This is a genomic window from Thioalkalivibrio sp. ALE14 (assembly GCF_000376845.1).
Classification (GTDB): domain Bacteria; phylum Pseudomonadota; class Gammaproteobacteria; order Ectothiorhodospirales; family Ectothiorhodospiraceae; genus Thioalkalivibrio.
This window is the reverse complement of sequence record NZ_AQXY01000030.1, coordinates 239,206-259,774: the sequence shown is the minus strand read 5'-3', so window position 1 is coordinate 259,774 and position 20,569 is coordinate 239,206. Positions and strand designations below refer to the sequence as shown.

The window sequence follows — 20,569 nt, the reverse complement described above, 5'->3', positions numbered from 1 at the left end:
GGGGCGCTCGCTCTGATAGTGGCTGGGTCGCAGGCGCGGCTCCGGCCAGCCTGGAATTCTGGGCGAAGGGCATGTGCTGGGCGGCGGAATGACGTATCACGCCAGTACTCCCCGGGCCCAACCCATCTGTCTTCTTCCGATCTTCCAGTCTTCCTGTAGATCGCCCTTGACCTCGCCCACCCACATCCGTCTCGGGTGTCCGGTTAGCGCAGTTCGGCGAGGAGCTGGCGGATCATGCGCTCGGCCTGGGCACCGTAGCCGCCGCCGAACAGGTGGTCGTGGTTGAGGATGTGGTAGAGGTTGTAGAGCGTGCGCCGCACCCCATAGCCGGGGTCAATCGGCAGGATCTCCTCGTAGGCGACGACGAAGTCCTGGCCGGGGTGGCCGAACAGCTCCATCATCGCCAGATCGGCCTCGCGGTCGCCGTAGTACACCGCCGGATCGAAGATCGTCGCGCGGCCATCGGCGAGGAAGCCCCAGTTGCCGCTCCACAGATCCCCGTGCAGCAGCGACGGTTCGGGCCGGTAGTCGACAAAGAAGCCGCCCAGCGAGGCCTCCAGGTCCTCCAGCGCCCCCAGCAGCGAGCCCGCCGCCCCGCGTTCGCGCGCCAGCCGGCGCTGGAAGCCGAGGCGCTCGTCGCGATAGAACGACACCCAGTCGTCGTGTTCGGTATTCGACTGCGGGGTGCTGCCGATGAAGTTGTCATGATCCAGCCCGAAGCGCGGCCGGGTCTTCTGGTGCATATCGGCGATCCCGTGCCCCAGGGCCACGCCGTCGCGACGCCCGCCCAGCGCGAGGTCCTCCATGACCAGGAAGTGGGTGCCGCCGGCGGAGCCGGTGCCGACCACCTCGGGGATCTTCAGCCGCTCGCAGCGCGCGAGCTCTTCCAGACCGCGCGCCTCGGCGGCGAACATCGCGGCCCCGTCGCCACCACTCAGCTTGACGAAGAAGCTGCGCCCGTCGGCCCCGGTCAGGCGCTGCGCCTGGTTGATGGAGCCCCCGGAACAGGCCTGGCTTCCTGACGGCTGGAAGGCGGTTCCGGTATGGTCGCTAATGCACTGGGCCACCGCCGCCGTCACGGCGTCGGGGCCCGCTGAATCGAATCGGTTCATCCTCGGCATCCGGGTTGCTCTGCAACGTGCAGGGTACCGGCTGGCGCAGGATTCGTCAGGAGACCCCCATGGCCTTTCGCAAGCTCGAACCCCTGTGCGACAAGATCGGCGCCGAGCGCATCCGCGCGGTGATCGACGACTTCTACCGCCGCCTGTCGGCCGACCCCGAGATCGGTCACCACTTCGAGCGCATCCAGGACTTCCCGGATCACGTGAACCGGATCGCCGACTTCTGGTACCAGAACCTGGGCGGGCGCCTGGAACAGCCGCCGACCATCGACATGGTCGGCAAGCACGCGCCGCTGAACCTGACCGAGGCCGACCTGGCCGTCTGGATGCGTCACTTCAAGGCCACCACCGAAGAGCACCTGGAGGCGCCGCTGGCGGCCGAATGGCAGCAGCTGGCCGACGGCATCGCCAGCCGCATGCGCGAGGACATCATCCGCGGCTAGTTCCGACACCCTGTTCTTCACCACGAAGCGCACGAAGGCACGAAGAAGGTCAAGGGCGATTCACAGGAAGGACCGAAGGTCAGAAGGAAAATGGATGGATGGCCCGAGGCCGGGCGGTGATGGTCAGGGCCAGGCGGGCCCCGGGTGCGACACAATGGCCTTCACCGTGAGTGCCCTCCCCAGACGCCACCCACCAGGAACCCTTCTTCTCTTCCCGTCTTCCTGTGAATCGCTTTTGACCGGGCCCTTCTTCGTGCCTTCGTGAGCTTCGTGGTGAACAGACGCCCTAGCAGGCGTTTTCGGTGTAGCCCGGGGCGTCGCAGAAGGCACGGCTCAGGGTGATACCCGCGTCGCCCGGCAGGGCGGCCAGGTGGCGTTCGCGGCTCGCGGCCAGGCGGTCCTGCGGCGTGACCGGGTACAGCAGGGTGGACAGCGAAGGCGGCTCCTGCCCCAGGCGCACCGCGTACAGGATACGGTAGGCAAACACCCGGCGAATGTAATCGCGAGTCTCGGAGAACGGGATCAGTTCGGCCCAGATATCCGGGTCCATCGCGCGATCCTCCGGCAGCCAGGAGCGGACGCGGTGGGCGCCGGCGTTATAGGCCGCGGTGGAGAGCAGGCTGTGGCCGCCAAAGCGGTCGAGGTTGCGCCGCAGGTAGTAGGTCCCGAGCCGTGCGTTGGTCGCCGGGTCGAGGATGTCCCAGTCGGAGTTCACCCGCACCCCGGCCGCCGAGGCGATGGAGCGGCCGGTCGCCGGCATCACCTGCATAATCCCCAGCGCACCGGCCCCGGAGCGCACATCGTGCAGGAAGGCGCTCTCCTGGCGCGCGATGGCCATGGCCCAGGCCGGGTCGATGGCCTGTTCACGGGCGCCGGTCACGATCAGCTCGTCGAAGGCCAGCGGAAAGCGCAGCTCGATGTCGTCCCAGTTGCGCGCCCGCGCGGCGGTAAAGATCGCTCGGTCATGCCAGCCCCAGTCGGCGAACGTGCGCGCCGCCGACTCCAGCTCCGGCGCATCCCAACCCGCGACCGCATGGGTCCACTCGCGGCGGGCCTCGGCGTAGCGGTCCAGACGCACCAGTTCGCGCATGCGCTGCATGCCGGCGTGCTCGCGCATGGCCGCCCGCTGCCCGTCGTCCAGCACCAGGGGCTGGTGCCCGATGCGATAAGGCTGACCCAGTCGGTCGGCGGCCAGGAAGCCGTGGAAGTTGCGCTCGCGGGCCGCGCGCTCGTAGAACCGGCGCGCGGCCTCGAGTGACTCGGTCTGCTCCAGCGCGCGGCCGTACCAGTACTGCCAGGCCGCCTCGTCGCGCACGTCGCGATCCATCGCACGGATCGCGTCCATCACCGTCGCCCAGTCGCGCTCGTACAGGGCCGCACGCACCTGCCACTGGCGCAGCTGGGTATCGAACACCTCGGGCTCCAGACGGGCCATGAAGTCCAGGGCCTCGGGGCGGTAGCGCAGGGCCAGACGCAGGGCCAGTGCATGCTGCACGCGCCCGGCGGCCTCGGCCGACAACCCGAGCTCGTCCCCGGCCTGATCCCAGCCGTCCAGCGCCGCGTCCAGGTCCTGCCGGATCCAGCGGGTAAAGGCCCGCTCCAGCAGCGCCTCGGCCGAGCGGTGATCGTCGGCCTTGAAGTCGACCTCCACCACCCGCGCCGGGCGGCTGGCCAGGTCCAGCCAGCGTTCCGCCCAGCGGCGGTCGGCGTCGGCCAGATAGCGGCGCAGATAACGGGCCAGACCGGTCTGGCCCGCCTTCACGGAGAGCTCGAAGCGACCCCAGGCGAGCTCGCCGGTCAGGCCGCCGGCTTCGCGCCAGGCCTCCAGGGCAGGATCGCAGGCGGACGGGCGGGACTGCCCGTGCAGCCAGATGGATTCCATGTCCTCCAGGGCGGCCTCGCGCTCGCCGGCCTTCAGCAGCGCCTGACGCCGGTGGCAGTCCTGCTCGACCGAAAGCGATGGCTCCGCCCCGGTCGCCGCGACAAACTCGAGGTAGTCCTCCCACTGTTCCTCGCGCGCGAGGTGCGTGAGGTAGCTGCTGCGCAGACGCGCGGACAGCGGGGTGTCGTCATGTTCGTGCACGAAGTCGCGCACGGCTTCCGGTTCGGCGCGACCGAGATTGCGCGCGAGTTCGCGGTAATCCAGGTAGGGGGTCAGCGGGTAGCCGGTCAGGGTACTGCGCGCGGCCCGGTAGGCGGCCATATCACCCCGGTTCAGCGCCCGCTCCGCCAGCAGGAACAGGCTGCGCTCGAAGACGTAGCGGTCGTCCTCCGCGGCCACCGCCGGCAGCGACGCGGCCAGGGCCAGCAACAGGCCGGCCAGCCCGACGATTACGTTCCTGGAAAGGCGCATGCCCTGCCCTCGCATCAATGGTTCTTCATCATCGGCCAGCCCCGGTGCGCTTGCAACGCATTCCGGCCGGTTTCGCGGGGGTGTACCGGCAGTTCCGAAAAATGCGGCGATGCGGGTCAGGATTCCAGCATGCGCACATCGCCGCGGGCGAGGCCGTCGAGGGTCCAGGAGCCGACCCGGTAGCGCACCAGCCGCAGGGTCGGATGCCCCACCGCCGCGGTCATCCGGCGCACCTGGCGATTGCGGCCCTCGCGCAGGGTGATCGCCAGCCAACGGGTCGGAATGTGGCGGCGGAAACGCACCGGGGGGTCGCGCTCCGGGAGGTCCGGCGGATCCATGCGCTCCACCTTCGCCGGGCGCGTCGGCCCATCCTTCAGCTCGACACCTTCGCGCAGGGCGTCGAGCGCCGCGTCGTCGGGCTCGCCCTCGACCTGGACCCAGTAGGTCTTGCTGGTCTTGTGCTGCGGCTGGGTCAGGCGCGCGTTCAGGCGGCCGTCGTCAGTCAGGACCAACAGGCCCTCGCTGTCGCGGTCGAGGCGTCCGGCCGGATAAACGCCGGGGATCTTGATGTAGTCGGCCAGCGTCGGTCGCCCCTCGGGGTCGGTGAACTGCGGCAGTACGCCCCAGGGCTTGTTGAACAGAACGATCCGGGCCATGGGCGGCGTGTCAGTCGCAGCGCAGGGTGACGCGCTCGGCAAAGTACTGGCCGAGGTCATAATCGACACTGGCACCGTAGTCCAGCGCCATCGCGCGAGCCACCAGGGCCGGATCGGGGCGCGGGCGCTCGAGCTGCGCCCGGCAGGTCGCGTCCACCAGCCCGGCGGCATCGACGATGCGCGTGCCGTGGGGCTCCTGGTGCAGGATCTCGATGAAATACGTCGGGTCGTAGACCTGATACTCCAGCGGCGTGGCGACGGGATCCACCGGGGTCTCCAGCTCCAGCCGGAAACGGAACTGCAACAAGCCGTCCTCCATCGCCATGCGCGGCGCCCCGGCGGCGGCGATTGCGATCGCCTCGCCTTCCACCTTCAGGTGGCTGTACCAGCGGTACTCGTCGAGGTTGTCGAGGATTTCGGTCGCCAGCCCCTGCAGGCGCGCCTCCGGGGTGTCACCGGACTGGTGTTCCTGGGCGTCGTCATAGAGGTATTGCCCGTAGGTCGGGTCGAAGCGCCAGTGGTGGAGCATGTGGGTGATCTGCCCGTCGGCATCGCGCTCGAAACTAATGCGCAGGTCGATCCAGGCGTGCGGGTGGGCCTGTACGGCGACCGGCAGTAGTACCAGCGCCATCAGGATCAAGATCGCGGGGAATATCCGGTTTCGGTTCATGCGCTCTGTCTCGTATCGGCCCGGAGCCAGGCATTGGCGGCGGCCAGCAGCGACGCGTGATAGGCCGGGGCCACCCCCAGCTCCCGCAGCCAGGCGGGCGTATCCGGGTCCGGGCCCCGGGGCCGCAAGTGTCGGACCGCCGGCAGGCCCGGGATACGGTCCGCGAGTCCGGTCAGGCGACGCGCCCGGCGCAGGCTTTCGGCATTCGCGGCGACTGCGGCCGCCACTGCGGGCGCGCGACGGATATTGCAGCGGGCCACCGCCGCCGGGTCCGCCAGCACGGTGTCCAGGTCATGCAGCCGGCGCAGGATGCGCGCGGCAGTCTTCGGGCCCACGCCGTCGATGCCGGGGATGTTGTCGCTGGCATCGCCGGCCAGAGCCAGCATGTCGGCGACCTGCTCCGGGCGGATGCGGAAGCGCTTCTCGATCGCGCGGCGATCGAGGTCGGCCCCGCGTTCCGGGTCGTGCAACCGGTCCGCACCCCCCAGGATGACCTGGGTCAGGTCCTTGTCGGCACTCTTCACGTCGATGCGATACCCGGCCGTGCGCCCGGACCGGGCCAGGCTCGCGATCAGGTCGTCGGCCTCGTATTCGGGGTCGGCCAGGGTCGCGAAGCCGAGCCGCTCCAGCAGCTCGCGGATGCGCGCGAACTGCTCGCGCAACTCCGGTGGCGCCGGCGGGCGGTGCGCCTTGTACGTCGGGTCGATGCGGTGGCGAAAGCCCTGACGCAGCCCGGTATCGAAGCAGAACGCCACCGGGCCCGGCGCGCAGGTCGGAAGCCACTGGCAAAGCGAATGCACCAGTCCGTGCAGCGCGCCGCCCGGGCGGCCCTGCGGGTCGGGGTCCAGGCCGCGCGCGAACCAGGCACGAAACACGAAGATGCTGCTGTCGACCAGGGTCAGGGTCGACAGTGGCGCGCCCGACAAGGGGCCGGATTCAGGCGAGGCGCTCAAGGTCCTTCCGCACCCCGGCGATGGACTGGTCGAACGCGGCGCGCTCCTCGGCATTCAGGTCCAGTTCGATCGCCCGCTCCATACCGCCCTGCCCCAGGATGCAGGGTACCCCCATGGCCACATCGCGCTCGCCGTATTCGCCGTCCAGTAGAGCCACCGTGGGCAGCACGCGACGACGGTCCAGCGCGATCGCCTCGACCATCTCGGCGATCGCCGCGGCCGGGGCGCCGTAGGCGCTGGAGGTCTGCTTCAGCGCGAGGATCTCGGCCCCGCCGTGGCGGGTACGCTCGACGATGTTGTCCAGCGTGGCCTGGCCCATGAAGTGGTGCAGGGGCACCCCGTTGACCGAGGAATAGCGCAGCAGCGGGACCATCGCGTCGCCGTGACCGCCCAGCACCAGCGCCTGGATGTCGTGGGTGGACAGGCCGGTCTCCAGTGCGATGAAGGCGGCCATGCGCGAGGTGTCCAGCACCCCGGCCTGACCGAAGATCCGGTCGCGACTCCAGCCGGTCTTCTGCCAGGCGCGGTAGGTCAGCACGTCCACCGGGTTGGAGACCACGAGGATGCGGCTCTGCGGGGCATGGACCAGGATGTCCTGCAGGATCTGGTCGAGGATCTCGACGTTCTTGTCCAGCACATCGGAACGTGACATGCCGGGCTTGCGCGGCAGGCCGGCGGTGATGATCACCAACTCCGCACCCGCGATCACCGAGGGCTCGTGGCTGCCGGTCAGCCGGGTGTCGAAGCGCAGCAGGGGCGCGGTCTCCTGGATATCCAGGGCGGCCCCGGCGGCCGCGCCCTCGCGCACGTCCAGTAGCGCGATCTCGCGGGCGACGTCGCGGCGGGCGAGGAACTGGGCGGTGGATTCACCGACGCGTCCGGCGCCGATGATGGCGATCTTCTGCATGCGCTGTTCCTCCTCGGGTTGTGCGGTTGGCTACAGGCGGGCGACCCCGCTGTCGCGGGCGGCCTGGCTGATCGCCTGCGGCACGGTGTCGATCAGTCGGGGGTCGAACGGGGTCGGCAGGATATAGTTCGGGCCAAATGCCAGTGCCTCCAGGCCGTAGGCATCGAGCACGATCTGCGGCACTGGCTCGCGGGCCAGCCCGGCGAGGGCATGCACCGCGGCGACCAGCATTTCATCGTTGATGGTCCGTGCACGCACGTCCAGTGCCCCGCGGAAGATGAACGGGAAGCCCAGCACGTTGTTCACCTGGTTCGGGTAATCCGAACGCCCGGTCGCCATGATGAGATCATCGCGCGTCTCGTGCGCCAGCTCCGGACGGATCTCCGGATCCGGATTGGACAGCGCAAACACGATGGGTTTCGGCGCCATGGACCGCAGCATCCCCGGCGTCAGCAGGTCCGGGCCGGAGAGTCCGATGAACACATCGGCATCCTGGCAGGCGTCGGCCAGGCTGCGCGCCTCGGTATCTACCGCGAAGATCTGCTTGTATTCGTTCAGGTCGTCGCGCTGGCTGTGGATCACGCCCTTGCGGTCCACCATGAACAGGTTCTTCTTGGCCGCACCCAGACGCACCAGCAACTGCATGGACGCGATCCCGGCGGCACCGGCCCCGACGCAGACGATCTTTGCCTCGCTGAGCTTCTTGCCCTGGATCTCCAGCGCATTGACCAGACCGGCCGCAGTGATGATCGCGGTGCCGTGCTGGTCGTCATGAAAGACCGGGATATCCAGGCGCTCGGAGAGGCGGCGCTCGATCTCGAAGCAGTGCGGCGCGGCGATGTCCTCGAGGTTGATACCCCCGAAACCGCCGGCAATGCGTGCGACGGTGTTGATGAAATCCTCCGGCTGCGGGGCATCCACCTCGATGTCGAAGACGTCGATATTGGCAAAGGCCTTGAACAGCACGCCCTTGCCCTCCATCACCGGCTTGGAGGCCAGCGCGCCGACATTCCCCAGCCCCAGCACGGCGGTGCCGTCGGTGATCACCGCGACCAGGTTGCCCTTGCCGGTATAGCGATACGCCAGCTCCGGATCTTCAGCGATCGCGCGCACCGGTGCGGCAACACCCGGCGAGTAGGCCAGGGACAGGTCATCCTGGGTGGCGGTGGGCTTGGTGACATGGATCGCCAGCTTCCCGGCCGGCTGCTGCTCGTGGTACTCCAGCGCGCGCTGATTGAAATCCTTGGACATGGTGTAGCGGGGCCTTTTGTCAGACGGTTGCATTGGGGAAGCCGATACGGGCCCGATGCGCCGGGCCCGTACGGAGAGCTGAAATCAGTTGACCGGATGCGTCGGAACGGAGCCGCGACGGGCCTCGTCATACAGCGGTCGGTACTGGTCGGCCAGTCGGGTCAGTTCGCGCTGGCGCGAGTCCGGGGCCGGATGGGTGCTGAGAAACTCCGGCTGCCCGCCGCTGGACTGGGCGGCCATCTTGCGCCACAGGCTGGCCGCGGCGTCCGGGTTGTAGCCGGCGCGGGCCGCCAGTTCGATGCCGATGCGATCGGCCTCGGACTCCATGCTGCGGCTGTGCGGGAGCTGGACGGCGAGCACGGCGCCCAGGGCGGCCCCGGTCAGGGCCAGATCCGAGCGATCGCCGGTGAGGGCGTATCCGGTGAGGGCCAGGTTGCTGGCCAGCGCCACCGACATCTTCTCGGCCGTGTGCGCCGACAGCGCATGCGCAATCTCGTGCCCGATGATCTGCGCCAGCTCGTCATCGGTCAGGTCCAGCTGCTCGATGATGCCCGAGTAGATCGCCATCTTGCCGCCCGCCATCGCGAAGGCATTGACGGTGTCCGGGGCCTCGATCACGGCAATTTCCCAGTCCCACTCCGCGGTCTCGGGCCGATACCGGACCGCCTGCGCGACGACCTTCTCCGTGATGCCCTGCACCCGCGCGGCCATCGCGGGGTCGGCGTTGACGCGACCCTCCTCGCGCGCTGGCGCCAGCATCTCGACGTAGGCGCTGCGCGAGGCATCGATCGCCTGGTTCTCGGAGACCAGCATCAACTGCGAGCGTCCGGTCACCGGGTTGGTGGTGCACCCCGGGATCGCCACGGCGAGGCCGCCGGCGATCAGCACCGTCAGGAGCAGGGAGATCAGGCGACCGCGGGCGGTCCGCCAGGGCTTGGGAAACGCACGCATTACAGCACCTCGGTTATTCCACTACTTCGAGATCAAGCGGATGCCGCATGCGCATCCGGAGTCGGTCTCTCCAAGGATACACCTGACCGCGGGCAATCACCGCCTCGCCGTTCAAGGATTCGGGGGCCAGGTTGGGCCAATGATCGCGGTCATCGTTATGGATCAGCAAATCCAGCGGCCCGTCCAACTCCAGCACCCAGTGACGCGGCGTCTCGCGCACCGCGATCACCTCTCCCTGTACCCGCAGCCGTCCCTGACGCAGTGTGCCGTCCAGTGGGTCCAGCGTTCGAGCAGGCAGGGCCTCCGGGCGCTCCAGCCACAGCCCCTGTTTTGCGGCGCGCGCCTCGGCCTCGGCGGCGAAGAGGCAGGCATCCAACGGTTCCGGCTGCGGCCCCGGACGCGGCATCGCCGCACCCGCAGCGATCAGACCGGCCGCCAGCAGGACGCCATCGTCACTCCAGGCATGCACGCGCGGCCGCCCCTGCGCATCCCGGGCAGGGCGCCCCGGGCGCAGGATCAGGCGATAGCCGGTCTCGTCCAGGCGGGCTTCGAGGGCGGCGCGCAACCCTTCATGCAGGCGCAGGTCGCGCAGCGGGGCCATGACCTCCCGCAACGGGGCAGCCGGGGCCAGGCCGATCAGGCGAACGCCGCGTCCGTCGGTCAGTCGCAGTTCGTCGAAGCCCAGAACGCGCTCGACCGTCACCTCCTGCAGACCACGCGGATCCTGATTTTCCAGCCGGCACTCGGCCGCGCCCGCCCCCGCCAGCAACAGGAGCACCAGGCCCACAACGCAGACGAGGGCGCCCCGCAGGACGCCCTCGTCGCGTCGAACACGGCCCGCCATCGCGGTCCCGCGTCCGGTCACGTTGCGCGCCAGGCGGCGCGCCGCAGCTTCAGAATGCGAAGCGGCGGTTGAACTTGTCGACCTGGCCGGCGGTATCAACGATCTTCTGCTTGCCGGTGTAGAACGGGTGGCACTGCGAGCACACGTCCACATGCATCTCGTCGCCGGACGAGAGGGTGGAACGGGTCTCGAACTGCGTACCGCAGCTGCAGATAACCTTGACGTTGTGATAGTTCGGATGGATGTCGGCTTTCATGGTCGGCTCACGCAGGTTCTGGCGAAAAGTCCGTTAGGGTAGCCGAGCCCGGTGCTCGAGCGCAAGACCGGGTTACGCGACCTTCTGGGGAGGCCATTTGAAATCCGGGCGACAAACCCCTGAATAAGAAAGCGGTTTTAGTGGCCCGGACAACCTGTGGATAACTTTGTGGACGAATTGTCTCGCCCGGAACAGGGCGCGCCCCAATGGTCAAGGGGCGAACGCCAATATCCCGCGGGAACCCTGCTCAAGTAATTGTTTTTTAAAGGCCGAAAAGCCCGAAAATCCGAAACCACGAGGGCGCAGCCGGGGCGGCTACGCCTTGCGGAGCATCGGCGTGCGCTGTGCATAAGGGCCGCCGTATGTGCCTCATGAACTCCGGGTTTCCGGGGCAATCACCGAATAGATGGCCGAGTAATCGGCGTCGGCCAGGCCCTGCTCGCGGACCCGGTCCAGGAGATCCGCCAGCAATGGCAGCCACGGCCCCACCAGCTGGGCATCCTCCACCGCCTGCTCGGTCAGGCGCACATCCTTCAGCAGGTGCTTGACCGGAAAATTTGCGGTCCCGAAGTCCCCGGAGACCATCTTGTCCAGCTTCTTGTCGAAGGTCGGGGCATACAGGGCGCTGTCGCGCAGGATACCCATGAAGGTATCCAGCTCCACCCCCTCGCGGCGAACCAGCCCCAGACTCAGAGAAAACGCGGCGGTCAGGCTGGCGATCAGCTGGTTGAAGGCGAGCTTCAGGGCCGCGCCCTGACCCACGGTTCCGACATGCCGGGGCGTGTCGCCCAGGGCCGCCAGCACCGGCCGGGCCCGGGCAAAATCGGCCTCGCTGTCGGCTCCCGCCATGATCAGCAGCCGGCCGTCGCGCGCCTCCGGGATGGAGCCCAGCACCGGCGCCTCGAGATAGCACGCCCCCGCGGCCCGCACCCGCTGTGCCAGGGCGCGGCTCTCAGCCGGCAGAATGGTCGCCATCTGGATCACGCAGCGCCCATCCAGCGCCCCGTCCGGCAGGTCGTCGAGCACGCTGCCGATGGCGGCGGCGTCGCTGAGCATCAGCACCAGCACGTCCGCCTCCGCGACGGCCGCGGCGGGGTCACTATGGACGGTGACCCCGTCGGCCGCCAGATCGCTCGCGCGCGCGAGCGTGCGGTTGTAGGCCACAACGGGAAATCCGGCCTGCAAAAGACGCAGGCCCATGGGTTGCCCCATGAGCCCGCATCCCAGCAGCGCCACTCGGGACGCAGCCATAGTTACCCCCTACTTGATCTTGTCATCCAGATCGTCCGTATACCCGAACAGGGTATGCGGCGGCGGGGCCTCTTTCTGGTACTTGCTCGGCGTGACCGCCTCGGTCTGGTGCAGGCTTCGCCACAGGCCGAACACCATGATCAGCATGATGACCGAGAAGGGCAGCCCGACACTGATCGCGGCCGCCTGAAGCGCGGCAAGACCGCCCGCCAGCAGCAGAATGGAGGCGACCACCCCCTCGATGATGGCCCAGTACACGCGCTGGGTGACGGTCGGGTTGCGCACGTCACCGGAGGCCAGGGTGTCGATCACCAGCGAGCCGGAGTCCGAGGAGGTCACGAAGAAGGTGACGATCAGCACTGTCGCTGCCGCCATTACCACCACGGACAGCCAGTCAAAGAGCGGCAGGGCCTGAAGGGTCACGAACAGCGCGGTGGACACGTTCTCCGACACCGCGCTGGACAGGTCCGCCACGCCGTCGAGCTCGTAGCTCATCGCGGTACCGCCGAACACGGCCAGCCAGACGAAGGCCGCGGCGGTCGGGGCCAGCAGCACCCCGGCGACGAACTCGCGAATGGTCCGCCCGCGCGAGACGCGCGCGATGAACATGCCGACGTACGGGGCCCAGGAGATCCACCAGCCCCAGTAGAAGATGGTCCAGGAGGTCGCCCAGCCGGAATCCTCGATGGTGTCGGCCCACAGGCTCATCTCGGGCAGGAACTGCACGTAGACGCCGGTGCTTTCCACCAGGATGCGCAGGATGAACAGGGTCGGACCCATCACCAGCATCAGGGCGATCAGGATCGCGGCCAGTCCGATATTGAAGTTCGACAGGCGCTTGATGCCCTTGTCGACGCCGAGGGCGACCGAGACCACGGCGATCATGGTGATGATCGCCACCAGGATGATCTGCATGGCGGTGGATTCCTCGATCCCGAACACGAAGTTCAGGCCCGAGTTGATCTGCATGACGCCGAGGCCCAGCGAGGTCGCCACGCCGAACATGGTGCCGAACAGCGCCACCACGTCGACCAGATGCCCCCACGGGCCGTAGATCCGGTCACCGATGAACGGGTACAGCGACGAGCGGATCAGCAGCGGCAGGTTGTGACGATAGGCGTAGTAGGCCAGCGACAGGCCGACGACGATATAGATCGCCCAGGCATGCAGGCCCCAGTGGAAGAACGTGTAGCGCATGGCCTCGGTGGCCGCTTCGACACTTTCTCCCTCCGCATGCGGCGGGCTCAGGTAGTGGAACATCGGCTCGGCAATGCTCCAGAACAGCAGCCCGATGCCCATGCCCGCGGAGAACAGCATCGCAAACCACGCCGCGTAGCTGAAACGCGGGGTCTCGAACTGATCGCCCAGGCGCACGCCGCCGTAGCGGCTGAACATCAGGTACAGGGAAAAGACCAGGAACACCGTCACGACCAGCATGTAATACCAGCCGAGATACTCCCCGATGCCGCTTTGCAACTGATTGAAGATCGTCTCCGCGCGCTCCGGGAAGATCGCCCCGAACAGCACGAAAGCGGCAATTACGAGGCTGGCGGTATAGAAGACCGGGCTGCAGATCACGCCAAAGCCGCCGAGGCGGGTTTGCGTCAGACCGGGGGTGGACTGCTCATCCATTCGGTTTCCCCTTGTGTTCTTGTGGCGAGCGCAGCCCGGGCGGCACGTCTCCGGAAGGGCTCCGGAGGCCGCACGGGATCACGCCCGATAGGCGTTGCCGCGACAGGTGGGACAAAACCACCGTAACGAAAGACCAATCTGACTGCAAAAGCGAGACACGGTTCATGGCCGAGGCGAATTCACGCCCCGGTGGCCTCTGGCCCGCGGTGCAACAACAACGCCCGAGCCTGCCCGCCCTGGCGCTCGCGCTCGATCTGCCACCCCCCCGCCGCGAGGAAGGCGAGATCCGCCTCGGACTCGATCTCCACATAGACTCGACTGTCGGCGTGCAGCCATCCCTGCGCGAGAAGGGCCTCCAGCACTGGCGGCACATACCCCTGCCCGAACGGTGGATCCACCAGCACGAGATCGTAGGCAAGGTCCTCGGGAGGCGGGCCGGCCAGAAAGCGTCGAGCGTCATCCCGGCGCACGCTGACCTGCCCGGCGCCCAGGGTCTCGCAGTTGGCCTGGAGCTGCGCCGCGGCGCGCGCATCGCGCTCGACCAGCAGCACCGCGCCGGCCCCGCGCGAGGCCGCCTCCAGCCCCAGGGCCCCGGTGCCGGCGAACAGGTCCAGCACCCGCGCCCCCGGCAAGCGGGGTTGCAACCAGTTGAACAGCGTCTCGCGCAGGGCATCCGCGGTCGGTCGCAGCCCGCCCACCGCGGGGACCGGCAGCCAGCGCCGCCGCCAGGCCCCGCCGATGATGCGGATGCGCGCCGGACGCCCGGCGGGGGCGCGCCTACTCCTGCCCACCCACGATCACCGTGACCATCGCATCCGGGTTGATGCGCTCGCGCAGCCGGGCATTCAGGTCATCCAGCTCCACCGCCTCCATGCGCTCGATATAGCGTTCCAGATAGTCCAGCGACAGATCGTAGAAGGCGATCATGCTCAGCAGCCCGACGATATCGCTGTTCGAGGCCAGCGACAGCGGGAAGCTGTTGACCACGTTCTCGCGCGAGGCCTCGAGCTCGTCGGCATCGATCCCCTCGGCGTGCCAGCGCGCCAGCTCCTCGCGCAGCGCGGCGACCGCGTCGTCCGCCTGATCCACCGCGGTCTGCATCCCGATCCGGAACGGACCCTCGACCGCCATCGGCTGCAGGCGGCTGCTCACCGAATAGGCCAGGCCGCGCGCACTGCGGATCTCCTGGAACAGCCGCGAGGTAAAGCCGCCGCCCCCGAAGGCGTGATTGGCAAGCGTCAGGGCGTAATGATCCGCGTCGCCGCGCCGCAGGGTCGGGGCCCCCATATGGATATGCGCCTGCTCGGAGGGAAAGTCGACGCGCTCCTCCACCAGCTCCCCGGGCAGCTCGACCGCGGGCAGCGGCTCCGCCGCCGGACCCTGTGGCAGGGCCGCGGAGATGCGCGCGGCAACCGCCTCGGCCTCCTCGCGGCTCAGCCCGCCCGTGATCGCCAGGGCACCGTTGCCGGTGGTGTAGAAGCGCTCGTAGAACGCACGGGCATTCGCGGGTTCCAGGGCCTCCAGGGTCTCCCGCTCGCCCCCTGGCCAGTTGCCGTAGGGGTGATCGCCATACATCAGCTCGTAGAAGCGCCGGGTGGCGACGCTGCCCGGGTCCTGGCGCTCGCGCTGCAGGCCCTGCAGGGCCTGGCGCCGGGCCCGGTCGAAGTCGGCCTCCGGGAAGGCGGGCGCTCCCAGGACCGTGGTCAGGGTCTCCAGCGCCGCGTCCATCCAGTCCGGTTCGGTCAGGCTGCGCAGGCTCACGATCGCCATGTCGCGCAACGAGTTGGTGCTGAACTGGGCCCCCACCGACTCGAAGCGCTCGGCGAGTTGGTCCGAATCCATCTCCGCCGTGCCGTGGCGCAGGGCGCTGCTGGTCAGCGAGGCCAGGCCACCCTGGTCGCCGTCGCGCGAGGCACCGCCATCAAACGTGAGACGCAGATCGAACATCGGCAGGTCCGGCGCCGCCACGTACAGCACCCGCAGGCCCTCGTCGGTCTCCCATTCCTCGATCTCGACCGCCTGGGCCGGCAGCGCCAGCGCCAGCAGCCACACCAGGGCCGTCAACCATCCCGCACGCATCATTTTGCCTCCCGTCATCACACGCCCCCCGCGGTGTCGCCATAGGGTTGAACCGCGCCCGGATCGGGCGGGGCTTCGCTATCCAGGGGCTGGGGATCGAGGATGCCGACCGTGCGCCGCTGCGGCACCAGGTATTCGCGGACCACGCGCTGCACGTCCTCGGCGGTGACCGCCCGCACGCGCTCTACGAAACGCTCGCCTTCCTGCCAGCCGACCCCGATGGTCTGCAGCATGCCCAGCTGGAAGGCCTGCGAGCGCACCGAATCGCGCTGGTACACCTCGGAGGCGATCACCCGTGCCTGCACCCGCTCCAGCTCGCGGTCGCTGACCGGCTCGTCCTTCAGGCGCTCCACCTGCTCCAGCAGCGCTGCCTCCAGCGTGCCCACGTCGGTATCCGCCGTGGGCACGGCCGCGATCAGGAACAGGTCGTCCAGGCGGCTGAACGGGCTGTAGCGAGCCGACGTCGCGCCGGCCAGCTCCTCGCCGCGCACGATCTCTCGGGCGAAGCGCGAGGCCTCGCCGGAATCGAGAATCCCGGCGGCCACCATCAGGGCATAGGCATCCACCGGATCGGCCACGCTGTTCAGCACCGGCGCCTTCCAGCCCATCATCAGGTAGGGCAGTTCCGCCGGCGCCTCCACGGTAATGCGGCGCTCGCCCTTCTGCGGGGTCTCGGCTCGCGGCTTGGCGTCTGCTAGTTCTCCGGCGGGGATGTCGCCGAAGTGCTCGCGGGCCGCGTCGATCACCCGCTCGGCATCGACATCGCCCACCACCACCACGACCGCATTATTGGGGTGGTAGTAGCGGTCGTACCACGCCTGGTTGTCCTCCAGGGTGTAGGCCTCGATGTCGCTCATCCAGCCGATCACCGGGTTGCCATAGGGGTGGTTGAAGAAGGCCGTGGCCATCACGTGCTCGCGCAGCAGGGAGTTCGGCTGATCCTCGACCCGCAGGCGGCGCTCCTCCTTGACCACGTTCAGCTCCGGGCGGAACTCGTCTTCCTGCAACCTGAGGTGCTGCATGCGTTCCGCCTCCATCGCCATCACCGTCTCCCAGTGATCACGGCCGATGACCTGGAAGTAGCCGGTGTAGTCACGACCGGTAAAGGCGTTCTCGCGCCCGCCCAGGCGCGAGACGATGCGCGAGAATTCGCCGGGCTCGTACTGCTCGGAGCCGCGGAACATCATGTGCTCCAGCATGTGCGAGATGCCGGTGACGCCGCTGTGCTCGTCGGCCGAACCCACCCGGTACCAGACCATGTTGGCCACCACGGGGGCGCGCCGGTCCTCCAGCACCAGCACCGTCAGGCCATTGTCGAGCGTCGCCTCGACCACGTCCGATTCGATCTCCGGCGCCGCCGGGACCGCAACGGGCCAGGCGAACGCAAGCGCCGTGACGAGCACTGCTACCAGGTTTTTACCGCGCATGATTCATGAATCCTCGTGCTAGCATTGGCGAACTCTCTACTTGACCACATCGAGCATGTTCGGTTTCCGCAAGAAGAAGTCCGAAGAGCCTGCCGGCCCCGCCCCGGAGTCCACCGGCCAGGAGCCGGAGAAGCCCGCCCGCGGGGGCTGGTTCCAGCGCCTGCGCCAGGGCCTGTCCAAGACCGGGCAGGCCCTGGGTGGCGACCTGGGGTCGCTGTTCCGGCGCAAGATCGACGACGAGCTGTTCGAGGAGCTGGAGGAACGCCTGCTCCTCGCGGACGTGGGCCTCGATGCGACCCAGCGGATCATGGATCGTATCACCCGCGAGGTAAAACGCGGACAGCTGAGCGACGCCGAGGCCCTGATGGATGCCCTGGAGGCGGCCATGACCGAAATCCTCGAACCGGTCTCGCGCCCGCTGGAGATCCCGGAGTCCGAGCGCCCGTTCTCCATCCTCGTGGTCGGCATCAACGGCGCCGGCAAGACCACCACCATCGGCAAGCTGGCCCATCACCTGCAGGCGGACGGGCGCTCGGTCCTGCTGGCCGCCGGCGACACCTTCCGCGCCGCGGCCGTGGAACAGCTGCAGACCTGGGGCGAGCGCAACGGCGCCCCGGTGATCGCCCAGGGCACCGGGGCCGATTCCGCGTCGGTCGTCTACGACGGCCTGCAGGCGGCAAAGGCGCGCGGGATCGACGTGATGATCGCCGACACTGCCGGGCGCCTGCACACCCAGACCAACCTGATGGACGAGGTGCGCAAGGTAAAGCGCGTGATGGGCCGGCTGGACGAGCAGGCCCCGGACGAGGTCCTGCTGGTGGTGGATGGCGGCACCGGGCAGAACGCCCTGAACCAGGCGCGCCAGTTCCACGAGGCTCTGGGCCTAACCGGGATCGTGGTGACCAAGCTGGACGGCACCGCCAAGGGCGGGGTGCTGTTCGCGCTGGCCGAACAGCTGGGGGTGCCGGTGCGCTTCATCGGGGTCGGGGAAAAGGCCGAAGACCTGCAGGCCTTCGACGCCCGCGCCTTCGTGCGCGCCCTGCTCGGCCGCGACAGCGACTGACGCATCCCGAATGATCCACCTGCAACGCGTCACCAAGCGGTTCGGCAGCGCGGCAGAGGCGCTCAGCAACGTGAGCCTGCGCGTGGACCCCGGAGCGATGGCCTTCATCACCGGTCCCTCGGGGGCCGGCAAGAGCACCCTGCTGCGCCTGATCGCCGGGCTGGAACGTCCCACCCGCGGCCGCATCCGCGTGAACGGCCACGATCTCGATCGGCTCTCCAACCGCGCCATCCCCGGCTTTCGTCGCAGCATTGGCCTGGTGTTCCAGGACCACCGCCTGCTGTTCGACCGCCCGGTGTTCGACAACGTCGCCCTGCCCCTGGAGATCCTCGCCTACCGCCGCCCGGAGATGCGCAAGCGCGTACGCGCCGCGCTGGACAAGGTCGGCCTGCTGCACAAGGAGACCGTGAACCCGCGCACGCTGTCCGCGGGCGAGCAGCAGCGCGTCGGGATTGCCCGCGCGATCGTCCACCGCCCGGTCCTGCTGCTGGCGGACGAGCCCACCGGCAACCTCGACCCGGCGCTGTCGCGCGAGATCCTGCAGCTGTTCGACGACTTCAACCGGGTCGGCATGACCGCACTGATCGCCAGCCACGACCTCGGACTGGTCGAGCGGATGGGCAAGCCCATTCTGCACCTGGAGGACGGGCGCATTGAGGCGCGGGCGGCCGGGGCGCCTTCGGCATGAAGTCGGCGCGCCGCCTGCAGGATGTCGTCCCGGCCTGGCTGGAGGCCCACCGGGATGCCGCCCGGCGCAGCCTCCAGCGCCGCCTGCAGGCCCCGGTCCTGAGCCTGATCAGTATCGCCGTGCTGGGCTTCATCCTCGCCCTCCCGGCCTACCTGTGGGTCCTGCTGGACAATGCCCGGGCGTTGTCCGCGCATGTCGACCACGACCCGCGCATCGCCCTCTACCTCGACGAGGTCGAGGCGGGCGCGGTCGCGGATCTCGAACGCCATCTGGAGACCGATGCGCGGGTAGAGCGCTGGACCTGGATCGATGCCGACGAGGCCCTGGCCACCTACCGCGACGGCCTCCGTGACCCGGGCCTGCTGGACTGGCTGGACGACAACCCGCTGCCGGACGTGGTGGACGTAGTGCCCGCCACGGCCGACCCGGAGACGGTGGCGGCGCTGCGCGAGGCGCTCGCGGCCAGTGCGCCCGGAGCAACCGTTGTCAGCGACGATGAATGGGTGCGCCAACTGAACAGCCTGCATCAGCTGGGGCTGCGCATTCTGGCGGTGGTCGGCGGGCTGCTGGGCCTGGGCGCACTGCTGATCCTGGCCCTGGCAACCGCCTCGGAACTGCGCGAGCGACGCGAGGAGATCGCCATCTCGCGGATCAGCGGTGCGACCCACGGCTTTCTGCGCCGCCCGTCGCTTTATGGCGGCCTGATCACCGGCCTGGGCGGGGGGATCTTCGCCGGCATCCTGCTCCTGATCGGGATCGGGCTCAGTCGGGCGCCCCTGGAACAGGCGGCCGCCGCATTCGACCTCGAATTCGGGCTGGCGCTACCCGGGGGCGCCCACCTCCTGACCCTGCTGCTGGCCGGGCTCCTCCTCGGCTGGCTGGGGGCCCGCCTGGGCAGCGGCCATGCCCTGCGCGATGCGCCGTAAAGAGGCACGGGTTGGCAAAAACGGCCGGAACTTTTACAGGGTTTAGCACTCCTATCAATAGACTGCTAACCTAGAGTAATGAATCCGGAGGTATCACCACGCATGACCCAGGCCCTGACCACCCCGCGCGTCGACATGCCCGTACCGGTGGGCGACCTCGATCACTACATGCAGGCCGTTGGCCGCATCGAGGTACTCGACGTCGAACAGGAACGCGAACTGGCCGTGGCGCTGCACGAGCGCCAGGACCTGGACGCCGCGCGCCAGCTGATCCTGCATAACCTGCGCTTCGTGATCCACGTCGCGCGTGGCTATCAGGGCTATGGCCTGCCGCTGGGCGACCTGATCCAGGAGGGCAACGTGGGCCTGATGAAGGCCGTGCGTCGCTTTGACCCGAATCAGGGCGTGCGCCTGGTGTCCTTCGCGGTGCACTGGATCCGCGCCGAGATCCACGAATTCATCCTGCGCAACTGGCGCATCGTGAAGGTCGCGACCACGAAGGCCCAGCGCAAGCTGTTCTTCAACCTGCGCAGCGCCAAGCAGCGCCTGGGCTGGCTGTCGAACGCCGAGGTCTCCGCCGTCGCGCAGGACCTGGGCGTCTCGGAGAAGGACGTCTGGGAGATGGAGCGTCGCCTGTCGAGCCAGGACGCGAGCTTCGATCCGGGCCCGGAGGCCGACGACGAGCAGGGCTATCAGGCCCCGTCCGAGCGCCTGAGCCTGGAGGACCTGAGCGACGACCCGGCGCACGTGACCGAGGACGAGGACTGGGACCGCCACTACCAGGAACGCCTGAGCCAGACCCTGGGCGAGCTCGACGAGCGCGCCCGGACCATCCTGATGCGCCGCTACATGGCGGACCAGAAGGCGACGCTGCACGAGCTGGCCGCGGAATACGGCGTCTCGGCCGAACGCATCCGCCAGATCGAGAACAACGCGATCAAGCGCATCCGCGCCGCCTTCGAGGACTGATCGTCCGGTTCCCCCGGCGGGATACCCCGAACGAAAAAGGCCCCGGCACGAGCCGGGGCCTTTTTGTTGCCGGGAGCAGCCGGAGCCCTGCCCCGCCCACCCGGCCGCTGTCACTTACGATCAGCCGAA

General features: G+C 68.6%; 20 protein-coding genes. 5 read left to right on the top strand and 15 right to left on the bottom strand.

Translation table 11 applies throughout. From position 1 onward, the window contains the following. Nucleotides 1-203: 203 nt before the first annotated feature. A complete protein-coding gene (locus F572_RS0112380) occupies nt 204-1,112 on the bottom strand; it encodes a fructosamine kinase family protein (protein ID WP_017942893.1) in 909 nt (302 codons plus the stop codon). 68 nt (nt 1,113-1,180) lie between these two features. Between F572_RS0112380 and F572_RS0112375 the strand changes: the two genes are divergently transcribed. After that, a complete protein-coding gene (locus tag F572_RS0112375) occupies nt 1,181-1,564 on the top strand; it encodes a group III truncated hemoglobin (protein WP_017942894.1) in 384 nt (127 codons plus the stop codon). 286 nt (nt 1,565-1,850) lie between these two features. Here the strand turns inward: F572_RS0112375 and F572_RS0112370 are convergent, their stop codons facing one another. From F572_RS0112370 to F572_RS0112305, 14 genes are all read right to left on the bottom strand, one after another. Next, a complete protein-coding gene (locus tag F572_RS0112370; RefSeq protein WP_017942895.1) occupies nt 1,851-3,917 on the bottom strand; it encodes a transglycosylase SLT domain-containing protein in 2,067 nt (688 codons plus the stop codon). Between the two features lie 116 nt (nt 3,918-4,033). After that, nucleotides 4,034-4,573, bottom strand: coding sequence for a pseudouridine synthase (locus tag F572_RS0112365; protein WP_017942896.1), 540 nt, complete (start codon nt 4,571-4,573; stop codon nt 4,034-4,036). Nucleotides 4,574-4,583: 10 nt separating this feature from the next. Next, nucleotides 4,584-5,243 carry a DUF1007 family protein gene (locus F572_RS0112360; protein ID WP_026143145.1) on the bottom strand — a complete coding sequence of 220 codons (660 nt, stop codon included), beginning with the start codon at nt 5,241-5,243 and terminating at the stop codon, nt 4,584-4,586. After that, nucleotides 5,240-6,196 (bottom strand): 5'-3' exonuclease H3TH domain-containing protein, encoded by a 957-nt coding sequence (locus F572_RS0112355; protein ID WP_026143146.1) that lies wholly within the window; start codon nt 6,194-6,196, stop codon nt 5,240-5,242. Before F572_RS0112355 ends, F572_RS0112360 begins: the two co-directional genes overlap by 4 nt. Next, the gene (mdh, locus tag F572_RS0112350) at nt 6,180-7,103 is read right to left on the bottom strand and encodes a malate dehydrogenase (RefSeq protein WP_017942899.1); all 924 of its coding nucleotides are present in this window, start codon (nt 7,101-7,103) and stop codon (nt 6,180-6,182) included. Before mdh ends, F572_RS0112355 begins: the two co-directional genes overlap by 17 nt. A 30-nt stretch (nt 7,104-7,133) precedes the next feature. Continuing rightward, nucleotides 7,134-8,354 carry a malic enzyme-like NAD(P)-binding protein gene (locus F572_RS0112345; RefSeq protein ID WP_017942900.1) on the bottom strand — a complete coding sequence of 407 codons (1,221 nt, stop codon included), beginning with the start codon at nt 8,352-8,354 and terminating at the stop codon, nt 7,134-7,136. Between the two features lie 84 nt (nt 8,355-8,438). Continuing rightward, entirely contained in the window at nt 8,439-9,305 is an 867-nt protein-coding gene (locus F572_RS0112340) for a M48 family metallopeptidase (protein ID WP_017942901.1), read from the bottom strand. A 13-nt stretch (nt 9,306-9,318) separates the two neighbouring features. Beyond that, on the bottom strand, nt 9,319-10,149 hold the full coding sequence (locus tag F572_RS0112335; RefSeq protein ID WP_017942902.1) for a hypothetical protein: 831 nt from the start codon (nt 10,147-10,149) through the stop codon (nt 9,319-9,321). Nucleotides 10,150-10,198: 49 nt separating this feature from the next. Then, nucleotides 10,199-10,405, bottom strand: a complete 207-nt coding sequence (gene rpmE, locus F572_RS0112330) for a 50S ribosomal protein L31 (protein ID WP_017942903.1) — start codon at nt 10,403-10,405, stop codon at nt 10,199-10,201. Between the two features lie 369 nt (nt 10,406-10,774). After that, complete coding sequence (locus tag F572_RS0112325) at nt 10,775-11,656, bottom strand: NAD(P)-dependent oxidoreductase (protein ID WP_081602053.1); 882 nt, start codon at nt 11,654-11,656, stop codon at nt 10,775-10,777. A gap of 9 nt (nt 11,657-11,665) precedes the next feature. Continuing rightward, entirely contained in the window at nt 11,666-13,288 is a 1,623-nt protein-coding gene (locus tag F572_RS0112320) for a BCCT family transporter (protein WP_017942905.1), read from the bottom strand. Nucleotides 13,289-13,467: 179 nt separating this feature from the next. Beyond that, nucleotides 13,468-14,079 carry a 16S rRNA (guanine(966)-N(2))-methyltransferase RsmD gene (rsmD, locus tag F572_RS0112315; protein WP_017942906.1) on the bottom strand — a complete coding sequence of 204 codons (612 nt, stop codon included), beginning with the start codon at nt 14,077-14,079 and terminating at the stop codon, nt 13,468-13,470. After that, complete coding sequence (locus F572_RS0112310; protein WP_017942907.1) at nt 14,066-15,370, bottom strand: pitrilysin family protein; 1,305 nt, start codon at nt 15,368-15,370, stop codon at nt 14,066-14,068. Before F572_RS0112310 ends, rsmD begins: the two co-directional genes overlap by 14 nt. A 14-nt stretch (nt 15,371-15,384) precedes the next feature. Then, a complete protein-coding gene (locus F572_RS0112305; protein ID WP_026143147.1) occupies nt 15,385-16,794 on the bottom strand; it encodes a pitrilysin family protein in 1,410 nt (469 codons plus the stop codon). Between the two features lie 55 nt (nt 16,795-16,849). On the opposite strand from F572_RS0112305, the gene ftsY reads away from it, so the two are divergent. From ftsY to rpoH, 4 genes are all read left to right on the top strand, one after another. Next, nucleotides 16,850-17,857, top strand: a complete 1,008-nt coding sequence (gene ftsY, locus F572_RS0112300) for a signal recognition particle-docking protein FtsY (protein ID WP_017942909.1) — start codon at nt 16,850-16,852, stop codon at nt 17,855-17,857. Nucleotides 17,858-17,867: 10 nt separating this feature from the next. Then, nucleotides 17,868-18,545: a cell division ATP-binding protein FtsE gene (gene ftsE, locus F572_RS0112295; protein WP_017942910.1), complete on the top strand. Its 678-nt coding sequence runs from the start codon at nt 17,868-17,870 to the stop codon at nt 18,543-18,545. Continuing rightward, the gene (locus F572_RS0112290) at nt 18,542-19,471 is read left to right on the top strand and encodes an ABC transporter permease (protein WP_017942911.1); all 930 of its coding nucleotides are present in this window, start codon (nt 18,542-18,544) and stop codon (nt 19,469-19,471) included. Before ftsE ends, F572_RS0112290 begins: the two co-directional genes overlap by 4 nt. A gap of 102 nt (nt 19,472-19,573) precedes the next feature. Further along, entirely contained in the window at nt 19,574-20,440 is an 867-nt protein-coding gene (rpoH, locus tag F572_RS0112285; RefSeq protein ID WP_017942912.1) for an RNA polymerase sigma factor RpoH, read from the top strand. Nucleotides 20,441-20,569 lie beyond the last annotated feature (129 nt).